Source organism: Actinomadura sp. KC216, assembly GCF_004348535.1.
Taxonomy (GTDB): domain Bacteria; phylum Actinomycetota; class Actinomycetes; order Streptosporangiales; family Streptosporangiaceae; genus Spirillospora.
In genome coordinates this window covers 23755-40072 of record NZ_SMJX01000041.1, presented here as the reverse complement: position 1 = coordinate 40072, position 16318 = coordinate 23755, and the positions used below count along the sequence as shown (strand labels likewise).

The following is a 16318-nucleotide window of genomic DNA, read 5'->3' as shown; positions in this document are numbered from 1 at the left end:
CTGTAACATCGGGGCGGACAGCTCCCCGTACCCCAGGCGAGGAAATGCAGCAGACCGACCTCCCCGCGGCCGAGTACCGGCACGTCTACGAGTTCCACGTCCGGTTCGGTGACATCGACTCCCAGGGCCATGTGAACAACGTCAAGTTCCTCGGCTACCTGGAGGACGCGCGGCTGGAGATGTTCCACGGCGACCCGGTCCGCAAGGGGGAGAAGCCGGTCCGCGGCATGGTGATCTCGCGGCACGAGATCGACTACCGGCAGCCGCTGCTGCCGACCGTCTACCCGATCCGCGTGGAGACGTGGGTGACCGAGGCCCGCGCCGCCTCGTTCACGCTGGCCTACGAGGTGCGGGACGACGCGAACGTGTACGCCGAGGCCACCTCGACCCTCGTCGCGTTCGACAAGGAGACGAACCGGCTGCGCCGCTTCACCCCGGAGGAGCGGGAGTTCATCGGACGCTACACGGCGCCCACGGCATGACCGCCCTCGCCGGGCCGCCGCCCCCGCTGAACGACGGTCTCCAGCCGGGGGTGCGGCTGCGGGTCGTCCAGATGGCGGACGCGGAGGCGCTCGCCGACCTCTACACGGCGAACCGCGACTACCTGCGTCCCTGGGAGCCCGCCCGCGACGACGCGTACTTCACCGTCGACGGGCAGCGCGACAACCTCTGCGGCCTGATCGAGGCGTACGCGACGGGGGACATGTGGCCGGGCGTCATCCTCCTGGACGGTGAGATCGCCGGACGGATCACCCTCAACAACGTCCTGCGCGGCCCACTGCAGACCTGCTTCGTCGGGTACTGGGTGGCGCGCGCGCACGCCGGACGTGGTGTCGCGACGGAAGCGGTCAGGCAGGCGCTGGACGTGGCGTTCGACGGCCTGAGGCTGCACCGCGTCGAGGCGTTCACGCGGGTCGACAACCACGCGTCCCAGCGCGTCCTGGAGCGGAACGGCTTCACGGCCGTGGGGACCGCCCGCCGGCACATCCACGTCGACGGCCGCTGGCACGACGAGCGCTTCTTCGAGCGCCTCGCCCCCTGGGACGACGGCATCGCCCTCGCCCCGCCCACCGCCTAGCGGGCCGCCGCGGCAGGCCGCCGCGCCTCCCGGCTGACGCCGTCTAGGGATCATCCTTACCGGGTATTACCGGAAAGAAGTAGTTCGTCCTCCCCAGGGAAAGCGTCACATGTCCCCCTATCTCGCCGCCTGGATCTTCTGGATCCTGATGTTCTTCGCCATCGAGATGCCCGCCGTGTTCAACCGGCAGCCCGGCGACACGCTCTCCGAGCTCGTCTGGAACGTCTTCGCCATCCGCGGCAAGCCCCTCGGCTGGCAGCTGCGCCGGCTGGCCCTCGTTCTCGGCCTCGGCTGGCTGGTCGCCCACTTCCTCACCGGTGGTGCCATCTGACCGCTGTCGTCCCGGACTGGGCTGGTGACAACCGAGCTGTCACGGATAGATAACAAGCACGGCAGCAATCCGTTTTAGGCCCACTTCTCGCTCTAGTGTCGCGCTGCGAATGTGGAGATCCCACGTGGAAGGGGCACAAATGCGGCGCGTCTCACGAGGAGCGATGGCACTGCTGCTCGCCGCGGGAGTGACCGGGGCCGGCGCCACGGCGGCGCAGGCGGTCACGGACCGGGCGGACTCGGCCCAGGCGGGCACGGCCCAGGCCGGCGACATCCTCGACCGGCTCAAGGCGATTCCCGGCATGCAGGTGACGGAGAAGACGTCGACGTTGCCCGGCTACCGCTGGTTCTGGCTTGAGTACAGGCAGCCGGTCGACCACCGCAACCCCAAGGGGCAGTGGTTCGAGCAGCGCATCATGCTGCAGCACAAGTCGACGGACCGGCCCATGGTGCTCTACACCAGCGGTTACAACACGCCGGAGGTGATGTTCACCGCCGAGCCGACCGCGCTGGTGGACGGCAACCAGCTCTCGCTTGAGTACCGCTACTTCACCCCGTCCCGTCCCGAACCCACGGACTGGACGAAGGACACCATCTGGCAGGCGGCCACCGACGAGCACCGGCTGATCCGTGAACTGAAGAAGATCTACGGCACCAAGTGGATTTCGACGGGTGCGAGCAAGGGCGGCATGACCGCCGTCTACCACAAGCGCTTCTACCCGAACGACGTCGACGGCAGCGTCGTGTACGTGGCCCCTAACGATGTGAACAACAACGACGACCGGGCCTACGACGAGTTCTTCAAGAACGTCGGCAACGACCCCAAGTGCCGCGCCCACCTGAAGAGCCTCGCGCGCGAGTTCCTCAAGCGCCGGCCCGCCATGCTCGAGCGCTTCAAGGCCGCCGCCGACGCGGGCGGCTGGACGTTCGAGATCCTGCGCACGATGGACCGCGCGTTCGAGAACTCGGTGATGGACTACGAGTGGGCGTTCTGGCAGTACAGCCTCCAGTCCGACTGCCCGACCCTGCCGTCGCTGGACGCCTCCGACGACGACCTCTACAAGTCGCTCGACACCATCGCGGGTCTCTCGTTCTACACCGACCAGGGCCTCGCCCCGTACATCCCGTACTACTACCAGGCGGGCACCGAGCTCGGCTGGCCCACGCCGAAGTTCAAGCACCTGCGCCCGCTGCTGCGGTACGAGAGCAGCTACCAGCCGCGCACCTACGTCCCGCGCGACATCCGGATGCGCTTCGACCACGGCCGCGCCATGCGCGACATCGACGGCTGGGTGAAGCGGAACGCGAACCACATGCTGTTCCTGTACGGCTCGAACGACCCGTGGGGCTCCGAGCCGTTCCGCCTCGGCTACGGCAGCCGCGACTCGGCCGTGTTCACCGCGCAGGGCCTGAACCACAGCGCGCGCCTCATCGACAAGCTGTCCCCCGAGGAGAAGGCCAGGTCGATCGCCTTCGTGAAGCGCTGGGCGGGCGTCGAGGCCGATGTGCGGACGCTCACGACCGGACCGGCCGCGGACGACCCGCTCCAGATCCAGCGCCCGCCGCTGTAGCGAGCGCCCTGCTGCAGGGACCTCCGCTGTAGCGGAACCTGCGGTGTGCCGGCCGTCGTGTTGACCCCTGACGCGGCCGGCACACCGCATCCTGCTTTTCGGGCCGTTTCAGGCGGTGGTGAGCCAGGCGGCGGCGTTGCCGGGCAGCAGGTCGCCGTCCAGGGGAGCGCTGGCCAGGAGCGGGCGGCCCGGCGGGAGTGGCAGCGACTCCTCGCCGCAGTTGAGCGCGCAGGTGAGCGGGCCGCGCCGGAAGAGCACGGCCGTGGCGGGGGAGTCGAGCCACTCCACGTCCTCGGGCAGGCCGTCCCGCAGGCGGCGGCGCAGGGCCAGCGCCTCGCGGTAGAACGCCAGCATGGAGGACGGGTCGGACGACTGCGCCTCGACGGTCATCGACGCCCACCCGTCCGGCATCGGCAGCCACGGACGGACGCCGTCGGGCGAGAAACCGTAGGGCTCCGCAGTACCGGACCAGGGGAGGGGGACGCGGCAGCCGTCCCGCCCTACCCGCTGCCCGTTCGTGCGCTTCCACATCGGGTCCTGCCTCGCCGTGTCGGGAAGGTCGGTCACCTCTGGCAGGCCCAGCTCCTCACCCTGGTACAGGTAAGCCGACCCTGGGAGCGCCAAGAGCATCAGCAGCGCCGCCTTGGCCCTCGCCCGCCCGATGCCAGGGACGCTCTCCGGCTGCTCGTAGCGGGTGACGTGGCGAATGGAGTCGTGGCTGGACAGCACCCAGGTCGGCGCGGCCCCGGTAGGAGCGACGGCCTTGATCGCGGCCGTGATCACGTCGCGGAACGCGGTGGCCGACCATGGGGCGAGTTGCAGGTCGAACTGGAACACCTGGTGAAGCTCGTCTGGACGCAGATAGAGCGCGAGGTCTTCGGGGCCGTCCGTCCATACCTCGCCTATGGCCATGCGGTCGCCGTCGTACTGGTCCAGGATCCGGCGCCACCTCCGGTACACGCCGTGGACTTCCGGACGGCCGTACATGGGGCCGTTCACGACGCGGCGGCGGCGTCCGTTCAGGTCGGGGAAGGACTCGTCCTTGAACAGGCCGGCGGCGACGTCGATGCGGAAGCCGTCCACGCCGCGGTCGAGCCAGAAGCGCAGGATCTCCTCGAACTCGCGCCGCACGTCGGGGTGGTGCCAGTTGAAGTCGGGCTGCTCGCGCGCGTACAGGTGCAGGTACCACTCGCCGTCGTCCACCCGCGTCCAGGCCGGGCCACCGAACGCGGACGGCCAGTCGGTCGTCGGCCCCTCCACGCCGGGACGGTCACCTGTGGGAGGACGACCCCCCACGCCACCCAGAAGGGCATGCTCACCTGGCTTCCCCGCCCGGAAAATGTAGCGGGACCGCCCGGGCGACCCGGGCGGCGCGGCGAGCGCCTCCCGGAACCAGGGATGCCGGTCGGACGAGTGGTTCGGGACGATGTCGACGATCAGCCGGAGGCCGTGCGCGTGCGCGTCCCGCACCAGGGCGTCGAAGTCGGCGAGCGTGCCGAACCGCGGGTCGACGTCGCGGTGGTCGGCCACGTCGTAGCCGCCGTCCGCGAGCGGCGAGGTGTAGAACGGGGTCAGCCACAGCGCGTCGACGCCGAGGTCGCGCAGATGGCCGAGCCGGGACCGGATCCCCTGGAGGTCGCCGTCACCGTTCCCGTCGGAGTCGGCGAAGCTGCGGACGTAGACCTCGTACACGACGGCGTCGCGCCACCACGGGATTCGCGTCATACAGGGCGATCTACCCGCCTATGTCGGGGCGTTCACCATGCTCTGCGCGGCCATCGTGAAGTAGTCCCAGAGCTGCTTCTCCAGGTGCTCGGGCAGCTCCAGCTCGTCGACCGCGTCGCGCATGTGGCGCAGCCAGGCGTCCCGCTCGGCCGACCCGATGACGAACGGGACGTGCCGCATCCGCAGCCGGGGATGCCCGCGCCGCTGGCTGTAGGTGGTCGGGCCGCCCCAGTACTGGATCAGGAACAGCCGCAGCCGCTCCTCGGCGGGCCCGAGGTCTTCCTCGGGGTAGAGGTCGCGAAGGTCGGGGTCGCCCGCGACACCCTGATAGAAGCGGCGCACCAGCCGGTGGAAGGTCTCCTCGCCGCCGACCGCCTCGTAGAACGTCACCTGTTCAGCCATAGCGCCTCCCACCCTATGCGAGAGCCGCCGCGCCGCTCACCTTGATCCACTAGGGCGCGGGGGTGGCGACCGTCACGCCCGCCTGGTCGAACGACCGCTTGACGCGTTCGCGCAGCTCGCGGGCGATGTCGCCCTGCCTGCCCGGCGCCGTCTTCAGCACGACGCGGATGACCAGCGCGTCGCCGGCGAGCGCCTGCACGCCCCACACCGCGGGCGCCTCCAGGACGAGATCCTTCCACCGCTCGTCCGCGGCCATCTCGTCGGCGGTGGACTGCAGGATCTCCTTGACCTTCTCGGTGTCCTCGTGGATGTCGACGGGGATGTCCAGGACGGCCCGGCCCCAGTTCTGCGACTCGTTCCCGACCTTCTTGATCTCGCCGTTCGGGACGTACCAGACGACGCCGTCCACGTCCCGCATCCGCGTGACCCGCAGCGTGACGGCCTCGACCGTGCCCTTGGCGGTGCCCACGTCGATGAAGTCGCCGACGCCGTACTGGTCCTCCAGCAGCATGAACAGCCCGGCGAGGAGGTCCTTGACGATGTTCTGCGCGCCGAAGCCGACCGCGACGCCGATGACGCTCGCGCTGGCCAGGATCGGCGCCAGGTTCAGGCCGAGCGAGCCGAGGATGCTGAACGCCGCCGTCCCCATGATCAGCACGGACGCGATGGAGCGCAGCACCGAGCCGAGCGTCTGGGCGCGCTGGGCCCGCCGCTTGTTGAGCAGGGCGGGGCTGCCCTCGAAGACCGTCCGGGACCGTTCCCTGGCCCGCTCGGTCATCGTGCCCTCGGCCATCCGCACCGTCACCCTGGTGATCATGCGGTGCGCGATGCTCTTCAGGATCAGCGCGATCACGAACGTGACGACGACCCAGAAGAAGGTGGTGAGCGGCCCGTCGAGCCACGTCGAGAAGAACTCCGTGAACCGGGTGTTGTGCGAGATGTTCCAGACGAGCCGGCACGAGGTGCTGGGCGTCGGGTCCCCGCAGGCGGTCTCGGGAGTCCCCTCCCGCGCCCACGGCAGGAACGCCGGGACGGCGAGCAGCTCGGCGGCGAGAAGCGACATGAAGGCAGACCCTCCCCGGCCATTGTGGTGCCTGGACACCGCGCCGTGGTCGCGGCGGGCTCGGAGCCGATCGTAGGGGACGTGTCCGACCGGTTCGTCCCGGAGTCCGCGAGGTCAGGCAGGTGTCACGGCCCGGCCGGGGAGGGCTGGCTCCGGCGAGCGTGTCCCGCGAGGTCCGTGGCCGCCGCGCCGTTTCCGGTCACGGCCCCGCGGGACACGCCCGGTCTCAGGGGACGCCGCCGTTCAGGCGGCGCCCGCGCCTCCCGGGAGTCTCGGGCGTTCGGGAGGCGGGGTCAGCGACGGAGCGGCTGGAGGACGTGTGCCAGCTTCATGGCGGCGCCGCCCACGTCGTCGACGCGGTGCATGCGCTCGCCCCACGACCACCAGAAATAGTGGTCCTTGGTCTCCGGGGCCGGCGCGCACGTGACGTCCTCCGCGAGGCTCGCGGCCTCCGGGTTCACGACGCGCAGGAACGCCGGCCCCGAGCGGGTCCTGACGACGCGGGCGACCAGGCCCTGCGTGCCGAGTGCCTGCTCCAGTGCCTCCAGATAGCCGACGCGTCTGTCGCTGACCACCTTCGCACCCCCTCTGTCGGCGAGTACCGGTCAACTGATCAACTCTGTGAATCCGTTCGATCACTCGCGGCGAGAATTGCAACTCTCACGGTGTTGGTCAAGTGACCGCGCGTCCAGCGGAGTACCGGATTACCCCACCTCAGAGGAAGCCCACACCCCTCCGGAGGAAGAATCTCTACCTGTGGGGGGCGGGACGCCCCCTGGCCGCCCCTTCTTCGCCGGAATCGCTTGGCGGGCCATGTGACGAGGGTTACGCTGCGTGCGCGAGAGATTATCTGTCGTGGCCATAACCAGAGACCGGTCGCCGTGGCGGGGACGACCGCCCTCCCCCGGAGGGACGGCGTCCCGGCACGACGGTGAGGAGGCCGGAGTCGATGTCGGATCCCCCTCGGAAAGAGACGGACGTGGCTCGCCGGATCCGCGCGCACGGCCTGGCCCGAGGACGCGGCCCGGTCGAGATCGCGCAGGAGATCCACGAGCAGTGCGGGCCGCTGTTCGGCACCAGCCGTGTCAAGGCGCACCGGCTGGCGCACGGCGTCGCGCTGTCCGACATCGTGGCGCAGGTCCGGGCCCTCTACGAGGTGGACGGCAAACCGCCCCCCCGCCTCGGGGAGACGCTCCTGTCCGCCTACGAGAGCGGCTACAAGCGGCCGGGCCCCGAATACCTGCACTACCTGTGCGCCGTCTACCGGGTGGAGCCCGACGCACTCGACTACCAGAGTCCCTGTATCTGCGGACGCGGTCACGCCGTCCGCCCGGGCGCCGCGAGCGTCCCGAAACCGCGGCCGGCGGAGCGGCACGCGGCATCACGCCCCGACGCACTCGTCGGGGCGATCGTCCCCAGGGCCGAAGACCGTCCCTGGACAACGCTCAACGATCCTCGGGGCCACAACCGCGCTGACGGCCCCCTGACCATTGATGTGGGGGAGGAGGACATCGTGCTTCGTAGGACCCTTCTGCAACTTCTGGCCGGAGCGGGCGTGGCGCTCGACGGTCAGTTCCTAGGAGCGGTCGACAACCTGCGCCGCAAGATGGACGACACACTCGTCGGCGCGACCGTGTCACCGACCATGCTCGACCAGTGGGAAGAGACCACCTACGGCTACGGCCAGCAGTACCAGGCCACCCCGTCCTTGCGGATGCTCTGCGACGTCCTGTTGGACTTCAGCGAGGTCCGGCGGATGTGCGACAAACGCCAGCCCGTCGAGCTGCAGGAACGGCTCTGCCGCATCGCGGCGCAGCTGTCCGGGCTGTCCGGCCTGATCATGATCAACCTTGGCGACCACCGGCTCGCCCGCTCGTTCTTCCGCACCGCCCGCACCGCCGCCGACGAGACCGGCGACCGGCAGCTGCGCGCCTGGGTGACCGTCCGGGAGTCGCTCGTCCCGATGTACTACGGCGACCCCCGCGAGGCGCTGCACCTCGCCCGCAAGGCGCAGGACCTCGCCGGCCGCACGCCCGGCGTCGCCGCCGCCATGGCGCCCGCCGTGGAGGCCCGCGCGCTCGGCATGCTCGCGATGCGCGGACGCGGCGACGCCGCCCCGAGCGCCCGGCGCGCCCTCGTCCGCGGCCGCTCGGTGTTCGACCAGCTGTCCAAGGCCGACACCAGCGACCTCGTCTACGGCTTCACCGACCGGCAGATGGCCTTCTACGAGGGCGACACCTTCACCAGCCTCGGCGACCACAAGCACGGCGACGAGGTGCTCAGCCACGCCCTGACCCTGTACTCGCCGACCGACCGCGTCGACCTGACCCTCGTGCGCCTCGACCGGGCGATGTGCAAACTCCACGCCGGCCTCCCCGACGCCGCGCTCGCGGCCGGGCAGGAGGCCATCCTCGACCTGCCGCCCGCCCACCGGTCCGACATCCTCGTGCACCGCGCCCGCCAGATCGGCGCGGCCGTCAACGCCAAACACGGCGAGATCCCGGAGCTGAAGGACTTCTACGAGGCCCTCGCCGGCCCCTGGGTGACGAGCCCCGCCCAGGGACGACCATCCGTCCCTCCGTCCGAGCAGGTTTGACCCGGCATGGGCACCCCTGACAGCACGCCCTGGCAGGACCACCCGGCCCGCGCCCTCGTCCGGCTCCAAGACGAGCCCCCCGTGTGGGAGTTCGGGGAACTCCGGCTGCGCCGCTACGGCGCCGCCGACCACGGCACCGTCCTCGCCCTGCACCGCGAAGGACTCGCCCAGGTCGGCCTGCGCCCCGGCGACGGCGTCTACTACGACCACGACTTCTTCCGCATGGAGGACATCTACCTCCGCAACGACGGCGAATTCCTCGTCGGCGAGCTCGGCGGACGCATCGTCGCCATGGGCGGCCTGCGCCGCGCCGACCTCGTCCCCGGCGGCCGGGCCCGCGCCTACGGCGGCTACGCCCCCGGCGCCCCGAACCTCGACGCCGTGGAAATGGTCCGGCTCCGCGTCCGGCCCGCCGTGCAGCGCCGCGGCTACGGCGCCGCCATCGTCCAAGCCCTCGAACAGCGCGCCGTCGAGTACGGCTACCGCGTCCTGCGCGCCGACACCACCGAACTCCAGGGCCCCGCCCTGGCCCTCTACGCCAAGTTCGGCTGGACGGAGACCCGCCGCGAGACCATCGGCGGCATCGTCAACATCTACATCGAGAAACACCTCCGCTGAAGACACCCGAGCCGCGGGCCCGTCCCGCCGGAGGCGCGGCCCGGCGAGACCCAGGCCCGCGGCTCGGGGCGGTGTTTGTTTGTATTTCTCTCCTCCTTCGGGCCCGGGGGGCCCTCCATCGTCGAGAAACACGCGCGATCGCTGGCATCGCTTCGGCTCGCCTGGCGGCTCGCTGCGCGATCAGTTTCTTGCTTCGCTCGAAACTGCCTTCGGACGCGATCGCGGGGGTTTGGGTTGTTGCGTGGTTGCGGTGGTGGCTGGTGTTCGGGCAGTAGTGGGTGGCGGTTGTTGGTCGGGTGCGGGGCCTCGTTAGATGCGGGTTGCGCCTACCAGCTGCATCAGGGGGTAGCGGTGCTGGCGGATCGAGGTGAAGCCTCGGGTGGTCAGGGCCTTGGTGATTTCCTGGTCGCCGAAGACCGTCAACCCGGTGGTGCGGCGTAGGAGGGCGCGGCCTATGCGGGTTGCGGGGAGCGGGGTCGGGCGGCGGGACGTGAGGATGATCAGGCGGCCGCCCGATTTGAGGACGCGGGTCATGCCGTCCACGGCCGTCCACGGGTCGTCGAACAGGTAGAGGGCGCCGAAGCAGCAGACGGCGTCGAACGACTCGTCGGTGAAGGGGAGATCGACGGCGTCGCCTCGGACGTAGCGGATGGCGTGCTCCGTCGTGTCGGCTACCGCGCGGGTGAGCATGGTCTGGGACGCGTCCAGGCCGATGACCAGGCCGTCGCGCCCGACGCCCTCGGCCAGGGCGCGGGTGACGTTGCCGGGGCCGCAGGCGATGTCCAGGACGGTCGCCGGTTCGCCGGTGAGCCTGAGCCAGTCGCGGGCCATGGCGTGCTCGGTCGCGGTGTCGGGGCCGATGGGCCAGCCCTTGGCGATGTTGAAGCCGATGGGGCGCCATACGCGCTCGTAGATCTGCGGCAGCAACGTCGACTGCATCGCCGACTGCGCGAGCGACGGGGGCGGCTTCGCGGACGGCCCGAGCAGGTCGAGGTAGCCCGCCGAGGCGTCCGGCTCGGCGGGCGGGTCGCGGAGCAGGTCGAGGACACGGTCCATGCCGGACGAGACGTCCATCGAGGGGATCACCCGGCTATTAGATCACGTGTCAACTCGTCGGGGAGGGTGAGGCCCGTCTGGGCGGCCATGAAGGCGAGCGTGTCCGCCATCAGGGCGATCGAGCGGCTCACCGAGCGGCCCGCGTGGCCGACCGCGGGCTCGTGGCGGAGCAGGACGGGCGAGTCCGAGGCGGTGGTGTGCTGCAGCGCGGCGCACATCTTGCGGGCGTGCAGCGGGTCCACGCGGGTGTCGCCGGCGAACGTCGTGAACAGGACGGCCGGGTACGCGGTGCCCGCGTGGACGTGGTGGTACGGCGAGTAGCCGATGAGCCAGCCGAACTCCTCGGGGTCGTCGGCCCGCCCGTACTCGTCGTTCCAGGTCTCGCCCAGGCCGAAGCGCTCGTACCGGACCATGTCCAGCAGCGGCGCCGAGCACACCACCGCCCGGTACAGGTCGGGACGCTGGGTGAGCGCCGCGCCGACCAGGAGCCCGCCGTTGGAGCCGCCGAAGATCGCCAGCTGGGACGGCGTCGTCAGGCCGTCCGCGATGAGCTTCTCGGCGGCGGCGTGGAAGTCGTCGAACACGTTCTGCTTGCGGTCGCGCATCCCGGCCCGGTGCCACTCCTCGCCCTCCTCGGACCCGCCGCGCAGGTTCGCGATCGCGTACACGCCGCCGGCCTCCACCCAGGCGAGGACGTTCGCCGAGTAGGACGGCGTGAGCGGAATGTTGAACCCGCCGTACCCGTACAGGACGGTCGGCCGCGGGCCGGAGAGGCCGGGGCGGGAGGCGACGAGCATGCGCACCTCGGTCCCGTCACGGGAGGTGTAGGTGATCTGGCGTGTCTCGATGTCCGGGACTTCGACCGTCCCCGGGGCCGATGCCCACAGCGTGGTCTCGCCGGTTCGGGCGTCGTAGTGCATGACCGAGGACGGTGTGGCGTTGTCGGTGTAGCCGAACCACGCCTCGTGGCCGCCCTCGGGGCGCTCGACGATCCCGCCGATCGTGCCCAGGCCGGGGGTGGGAACGGTCTCGAGCCGTGTCCCCGTCTCCAGGTCGTGGACCGTGATCTCGCTGATCGCGTGCCGCGTCCACCCGGCCAGCAGCACGGGACGGTCGAGATCATCGAGGATCGCGAAGTCGGAGAGGACGGCCTCCGGGTCCTGCGGGACGAGGTCCCGCCAGGTCTCGTACGACGGGTCGGCCGGGTCGGTGACGCACAGCCGGGCGCGGGGCGCGTCGCGGTCGGTGAAGACGTAGGCGCGGCCGTCGCGTCCCACACGCAGGCTGGTGGCGGCGTCGACGCCCTCTTGGACGGCGCGCAGTTCCGGTGCCTCGGGCGGCGACGCGGACAGGTCGGCGATCCACAGGTCGTTGCGCGGCGCGGTGCCCTGCGACGCCGACACCGTCAGCCAGCGGCCGTCCCGGCTGACGGAGACCCCGTAGTAGTTGGTCTTGTCCATCCCGTCGCCGAAGATCAGCACGTCGTCGGTGTCGGGCTCGGTGCCGACGCGGTGCAGGTAGACGCGCCGGTGGTACTGCTCCTCGCCCTCCGGGACGTCCCGCGCGGGCAGCCGCCGCGTGTAGTAGTACGCCTCGCCGCCCGGCAGCCACGCGATCGACGAGTACCGCGCCCGGTCGATCGGACCCTCCAGCCGCTCCCCGGACGCGACGTTCATGACGTACAGCAGCGACTCCTCGTCACCACCGGTGGAGAGCTGGTAGGCGAGGTGGCGGCCCTCCTTGTCGGGCTGCCATCCGTCCAGCGTGGTGGTGCCCTCCGCGTCCAGAGCGATCGGGTCGATGAGGACGCGCTCGGAACCGTCCGGATCCACCGTGTACAGCACCGCGTGCTCCTGGCCGGGCGCGCGCCGCGTGAAGAACCGCCGTTCACCCCGCCAGTGCGGCGAACCGACGCTCCCCGCGCCGAGCAGCTCGCCGAGCCGCCGCCGCAGGCCCTCCCGCCCCGCCAGCGGATCCATGACCTTGCGGAACAGCTTTTCCTGTGCGGCGAGCCACGCCTTGGTGTCGGCGGCGTCGGGATCTTCGAGCCAGCGGTACGGGTCCGCGACCCGGTGACCATGGATCTCCTCGACGATGTCCTGGCGCCGCGCAGGCGGATACGGCCTCATGGGTGCACTGTATTGGGCGTTCCGGACTGCCCGTCACGTACACTTCGACCCGCCGCGAAGGCGTGTTTGCGTTCGAGCGGGCCCCTGAAGGGGGATTATTGGGGTAGCGGACGGCCTCCCTCAGGCGCCACACTGATTTTGGTCGGTTCGCCCCGGGGAGGTCCTCATGGCGAGTGCGCAGGTACCGGAGACAATAATCGGGCCTCGGTGCGAGGCGCGCCCAGTCGCGCCCGCCGAGGCGTTCAGAAGACAACAGAGCCCGGTGGAGGGCGTCTGAGATGAGACAAGTCCTCCTCCTGAACGCGACGTACGAACCACTCACCACGCTCCCGCTCCGGCGGGCGGTCTGCCTCGTGCTTCGGGAGAAGGCAGAGATCGTCCACCACGACACCTCAGGCGCGGTCCTTCATTCGGCGACGATGACGGTCGAGGTCCCCTCCGTCATCCGGCTGCGCCGCTACGTGCGCATCCCGTTCCGCACCCGCGTCCCCCTCACCCGCGCCGCGCTGATGCGCCGCGACAACTTCCGCTGCGTGTACTGCGGCCACCGCGCCGAGACCATCGATCACGTCCATCCGCGCAGCCGCGGCGGCAAGCACGTCTGGGAGAACTGCGTCGCGTCCTGCATGACCTGCAACCACCGCAAGGCCGACCGCCTCCTCGAAGAGCTCGGCTGGACGCTCAGCATCACCCCCGGCGTCCCGCGCGGCGCCCACTGGCGCCTCATCGGCCTGATCCACGACGGCGACCCCCAATGGGCCGCCTACGTCACCGAACCCGCTGCGTGACTCCCAGGGGGGCGCCCCCTGGAACCCCCGTCGCGGCGCAGGCGATCCTCACGCCGCTGTTGTGGTCTGTCGTGCCTGTGACGGGGTGTGTGGCGTCGCTCCGGTCGCCTGCGCCGCCGGTTCGTGCGACCTCCGGCGCGGGGCGCCTACGGCCGCACGAACCGTGGCCCCGGCTGAGGTTCGATCCGCCGGGGCGAGGCTCAGACCTCGGGAGGTTGAGGTCGTATCCTTGGTGTCGTGCCTCGTTATGACTATCGCTGCCGCGCTTGCGGGTCGACCTTTGAGGTCTCTCGGCCGATGATCAACGCGTCCGATCCGGCCCGGTGCCCGGACGGGCACGATGACACGGTCAAGCTTCTGTCCACTGTCGCCGTTACGGGCACGTCCCGTGGTGCCGCGACTCCGTCGAAGCCTGCGGGTGGGGGCGGCGGCTGTTGTGGTGGGGGCTGCTGCTCCTAGCCACCGGCCTGCGCGGCGCGCAGGTGCTCGGCGGTCGCGGCGGCGTCGTAGCCGTCCGGGACGCCGTGGAGCAGGACGGCGGTGCCCTCCATGTGGTCGGTCCGCATGGCCAGGATCGCCTGGTAGGCGTCCGACTTGTACCAGGCGCGGGCGCTGTCGATGTCGGGGAACTCGATGAGGACGTAGCCTCCGTCGACCGGGCCCTCCATGACCTCGGGGACGCTCCCGTGGACGAGGAAGCGCCCCCCGAACGGGTCCATCGTGGCCTGGATGCGCTCCATGTACGTGAAGACGTCGTCGTGGAGCGTCGGCTGCGGGTGGAGGTGGGCCAGGGCGTAGGCGGTCATTGCGATCTCCTTTCGGGCATGTCCCACTGTGGGCCCGCAGGGGGAACGCCGGCGATTACCTCGGGGGTAGTGCTCAGCCGTTGAGGCGGTCGAGCTGGGAGACGTCGCGGGCCGCGCCGGTGGAGGCGGACGTCGCCATCGCGGCGTAGGCGCGGAGGGCCGCGCTGACCGGGCGGTGGCGGTCGCGGGGGCGGTAGCCGCCGAGGTCGGCGAGGAGCTTCTCGCGGCGGATGTCGAGTTCGTCGACCGGGACGTCCAGTTCGAGAACCCGGTTCGGGATGTCGATGACGATGCGGTCGCCGTCCTCGACCAGAGCGATGATGCCGCCGCCCGCGGCCTCGGGGGACGCGTGCCCGATGGACAGGCCGGACGTGCCGCCGGAGAAGCGGCCGTCGGTGATCAGCGCGCACGCCTTGCCGAGCCCGCGGCCCTTGAGGAAGCTCGTCGGGTACAGCATCTCCTGCATGCCGGGGCCGCCCTTCGGGCCCTCGTAGCGGATCACGACGACGTCGCCCGCCTTGACCTTGCCGCCGAGGATGCCCTCGACGGCCTGGTCCTGCGACTCGAAGACGACGGCGGGGCCGGTGAAGGTCCACAGCTCCTCGTCCACCCCGGCGGTCTTGACGATGGCGCCGTCGGGGGCGATGTTGCCGCGCAGGACGGCGAGGCCGCCGTCGGCGGTGTAGGCGTGCTCGACGGAGCGGATGCAGCCGTTCTCGCGGTCGAGGTCGAGCGACTCCCAGCGGGCGCTCTGGCTGAACGCGGACGTGCTGCGGACGCCGCCGGGCGCCGCGTGGAACAGCTCCACGGCCTCCGGCAGGACGTCGGGGGAGCGGACGTCCCACTTGGCGACGAACTCGTCGAGGGACGCGGAGTGGATCGAGTGGGCGGAGTTGTTCAGGAGCCCGGCGCGGTGCAGTTCGCCGAGCAGGGCGGGGATGCCGCCTGCGCGGTGGCAGTCTTCGACGTGGTATTTGCCGGTCGCGGGGGCCAGCTTGCAGACGCAGGGGACGCGGCGCGACAGCTCGTCGATGTCGGACAGGCCGAAGTCGACGCCCGCCTCGGTCGCGGCGGCGAGCAGGTGCAGGATCGTGTTGGTGGAGCCGCCCATGGCCACGTCCAGGACCATGGCGTTCGCGAACGCGTCGTAGGTGGCGATGTTCAGCGGCAGGACGGACTCGTCGTCGTTGTCGTAGTAGCGGTGGGCGACGTCCACGACGGTGCGGCCCGCGTCCTCGTAGAGGCGGCGGCGGGCGGTGTGGGTGGCGAGGACGGTGCCGTTGCCCGGCAGGGCGAGCCCGATCGCCTCGGTGAGGCAGTTCATCGAGTTCGCGGTGAACATGCCCGAGCAGGACCCGCAGGTCGGGCAGGCGCTCTCCTCCATTTCGAGGAGCTTCTCCTCGGAGAGCGACGCGTCGGCGGACGCGATGATCGGGTCGATCAGGTCGAGCTTGTTGCCGTCCATGACGCCCTCGACCGGCTTGCCCGCCTCCATCGGCCCGCCGGACACGAAGACCGTCGGGATGTTCAGGCGCAGTGCCGCCAGCAGCATCCCCGGGGTGATCTTGTCGCAGTTGGAGATGCAGACGAGGGCGTCGGCGCAGTGCGCGTTGACCATGTACTCGATGGCGTCCGCGATCACCTCGCGGGACGGCAGCGAGTACAGCATGCCGTCGTGGCCCATCGCGATGCCGTCGTCCACGGCGATCGTGTTGAACTCCCGTGGCACGCCGCCGGCCTCGCGGACGGCGCCCGCGACGACCTTGCCGACCTCGTCCAGATGGACGTGGCCCGGCACGAACTGGGTGAAGCTGTTGGCCACCGCGACGATCGGCTTGCCGAAGTCCTCGCGTTCGACGCCGCTGGCCCGCATGAGCGCGCGGGCGCCCGCCATGTTCCTGCCGTGGGTGACAGTGCGTGACCTGAGCGGTGGCATATGGGTGACCTCTCGAACGTGGGGCGTGCCGTGACGGCGGTCGCCGGGCCCGCGCGTGGTCCGGCGCGGCGGAGGGCGAGTCGCTTCGCCTGTGCTCGCAGCGGCGGATCGCGGCGCTGCCGCCGGCGACGGCGGAGATCGCGCGGCCGCCCGGTGTCCCTCGATGCTACCAACCGGGCGGAGGCATGAAGAAAGCCGGGACGCGGCGTCCCGGCTTCCG

Annotated in this window: 15 protein-coding genes and 1 pseudogene; 8 read left to right on the top strand and 8 right to left on the bottom strand. The window is 70.7% G+C overall.

Translation table 11 applies throughout. The features are described 5' to 3' along the window. The 4 genes from E1264_RS10020 to E1264_RS10005 all read left to right on the top strand — a co-directional run. A partial coding sequence (locus tag E1264_RS10020; protein WP_347813374.1) for a thioesterase family protein occupies positions 1-482 on the top strand: 482 nt, incomplete at its 5' end. Then, positions 479-1078: a GNAT family protein gene (locus E1264_RS10015; RefSeq protein ID WP_132171917.1), complete on the top strand. Its 600-nt coding sequence runs from the start codon at positions 479-481 to the stop codon at positions 1076-1078. The genes E1264_RS10020 and E1264_RS10015, both read left to right, overlap by 4 nt. A 109-nt stretch (positions 1079-1187) precedes the next feature. Next, complete coding sequence (locus E1264_RS10010; protein ID WP_132171915.1) at positions 1188-1409, top strand: hypothetical protein; 222 nt, start codon at positions 1188-1190, stop codon at positions 1407-1409. A 163-nt stretch (positions 1410-1572) separates the two neighbouring features. Continuing rightward, a complete protein-coding gene (locus E1264_RS10005; protein WP_243710842.1) occupies positions 1573-2979 on the top strand; it encodes a S28 family serine protease in 1407 nt (468 codons plus the stop codon). 108 nt (positions 2980-3087) lie between these two features. On the opposite strand, the gene E1264_RS10000 is transcribed toward E1264_RS10005, so the two are convergent. The 4 genes and pseudogenes from E1264_RS10000 to E1264_RS09985 form a co-directional block, all read right to left on the bottom strand. Beyond that, positions 3088-4704: a glycoside hydrolase family 13 protein gene (locus E1264_RS10000; RefSeq protein ID WP_132171911.1), complete on the bottom strand. Its 1617-nt coding sequence runs from the start codon at positions 4702-4704 to the stop codon at positions 3088-3090. 24 nt (positions 4705-4728) lie between these two features. Then, positions 4729-5094: pseudogene (locus tag E1264_RS09995) on the bottom strand (globin); the annotation flags it as partial. Between the two features lie 61 nt (positions 5095-5155). Next, positions 5156-6169, bottom strand: coding sequence for a mechanosensitive ion channel family protein (locus tag E1264_RS09990; RefSeq protein ID WP_132171909.1), 1014 nt, complete (start codon positions 6167-6169; stop codon positions 5156-5158). 293 nt (positions 6170-6462) lie between these two features. Then, complete coding sequence (locus tag E1264_RS09985; protein WP_132171907.1) at positions 6463-6744, bottom strand: hypothetical protein; 282 nt, start codon at positions 6742-6744, stop codon at positions 6463-6465. 404 nt (positions 6745-7148) lie between these two features. On the opposite strand from E1264_RS09985, the gene E1264_RS09980 reads away from it, so the two are divergent. Then, positions 7149-8765, top strand: a complete 1617-nt coding sequence (locus E1264_RS09980) for an XRE family transcriptional regulator (protein ID WP_243710841.1) — start codon at positions 7149-7151, stop codon at positions 8763-8765. 6 nt (positions 8766-8771) lie between these two features. After that, a complete protein-coding gene (locus E1264_RS09975) occupies positions 8772-9383 on the top strand; it encodes a GNAT family N-acetyltransferase (RefSeq protein ID WP_132171905.1) in 612 nt (203 codons plus the stop codon). Between the two features lie 309 nt (positions 9384-9692). On the opposite strand, the gene E1264_RS09970 is transcribed toward E1264_RS09975, so the two are convergent. After that, a complete protein-coding gene (locus E1264_RS09970; RefSeq protein ID WP_243710840.1) occupies positions 9693-10469 on the bottom strand; it encodes a class I SAM-dependent methyltransferase in 777 nt (258 codons plus the stop codon). Continuing rightward, on the bottom strand, positions 10466-12568 hold the full coding sequence (locus E1264_RS09965) for a prolyl oligopeptidase family serine peptidase (RefSeq protein ID WP_132171903.1): 2103 nt from the start codon (positions 12566-12568) through the stop codon (positions 10466-10468). The genes E1264_RS09970 and E1264_RS09965 overlap by 4 nt, the downstream gene beginning before the upstream one ends. A gap of 278 nt (positions 12569-12846) precedes the next feature. On the opposite strand from E1264_RS09965, the gene E1264_RS09960 reads away from it, so the two are divergent. Continuing rightward, positions 12847-13356, top strand: coding sequence for an HNH endonuclease (locus E1264_RS09960; protein WP_132171901.1), 510 nt, complete (start codon positions 12847-12849; stop codon positions 13354-13356). A gap of 237 nt (positions 13357-13593) precedes the next feature. After that, positions 13594-13815 (top strand): zinc ribbon domain-containing protein, encoded by a 222-nt coding sequence (locus E1264_RS09955; protein ID WP_132171899.1) that lies wholly within the window; start codon positions 13594-13596, stop codon positions 13813-13815. Here the strand turns inward: E1264_RS09955 and E1264_RS09950 are convergent. Then, entirely contained in the window at positions 13812-14162 is a 351-nt protein-coding gene (locus E1264_RS09950; RefSeq protein ID WP_132171897.1) for a DUF1330 domain-containing protein, read from the bottom strand. The two genes, E1264_RS09955 and E1264_RS09950, sit on opposite strands and share 4 nt — an antisense overlap. Positions 14163-14235: 73 nt before the next feature. Beyond that, the gene (gene ilvD / locus E1264_RS09945; RefSeq protein WP_132171895.1) at positions 14236-16098 is read right to left on the bottom strand and encodes a dihydroxy-acid dehydratase; all 1863 of its coding nucleotides are present in this window, start codon (positions 16096-16098) and stop codon (positions 14236-14238) included. Between the last annotated feature and the right edge of the window lie 220 nt (positions 16099-16318).

Coding starts and splice junctions, on each gene's coding strand:
- E1264_RS09965 (WP_132171903.1), bottom strand. CDS start 12,568: ATGAGGCCGTATCCGCCTGCGCGGCGCCAGGACATCGTCGAGGAGATC.
- E1264_RS09990 (WP_132171909.1), bottom strand. CDS start 6,169: ATGTCGCTTCTCGCCGCCGAGCTGCTCGCCGTCCCGGCGTTCCTGCCG.
- E1264_RS09960 (WP_132171901.1), top strand. CDS start 12,847: ATGAGACAAGTCCTCCTCCTGAACGCGACGTACGAACCACTCACCACG.
- E1264_RS10000 (WP_132171911.1), bottom strand. CDS start 4,704: ATGACGCGAATCCCGTGGTGGCGCGACGCCGTCGTGTACGAGGTCTAC.
- ilvD (WP_132171895.1), bottom strand. CDS start 16,098: ATGCCACCGCTCAGGTCACGCACTGTCACCCACGGCAGGAACATGGCG.
- E1264_RS09975 (WP_132171905.1), top strand. CDS start 8,772: ATGGGCACCCCTGACAGCACGCCCTGGCAGGACCACCCGGCCCGCGCC.
- E1264_RS09950 (WP_132171897.1), bottom strand. CDS start 14,162: ATGACCGCCTACGCCCTGGCCCACCTCCACCCGCAGCCGACGCTCCAC.
- E1264_RS10015 (WP_132171917.1), top strand. CDS start 479: ATGACCGCCCTCGCCGGGCCGCCGCCCCCGCTGAACGACGGTCTCCAG.
- E1264_RS10005 (WP_243710842.1), top strand. CDS start 1,573: ATGGCACTGCTGCTCGCCGCGGGAGTGACCGGGGCCGGCGCCACGGCG.
- E1264_RS10010 (WP_132171915.1), top strand. CDS start 1,188: ATGTCCCCCTATCTCGCCGCCTGGATCTTCTGGATCCTGATGTTCTTC.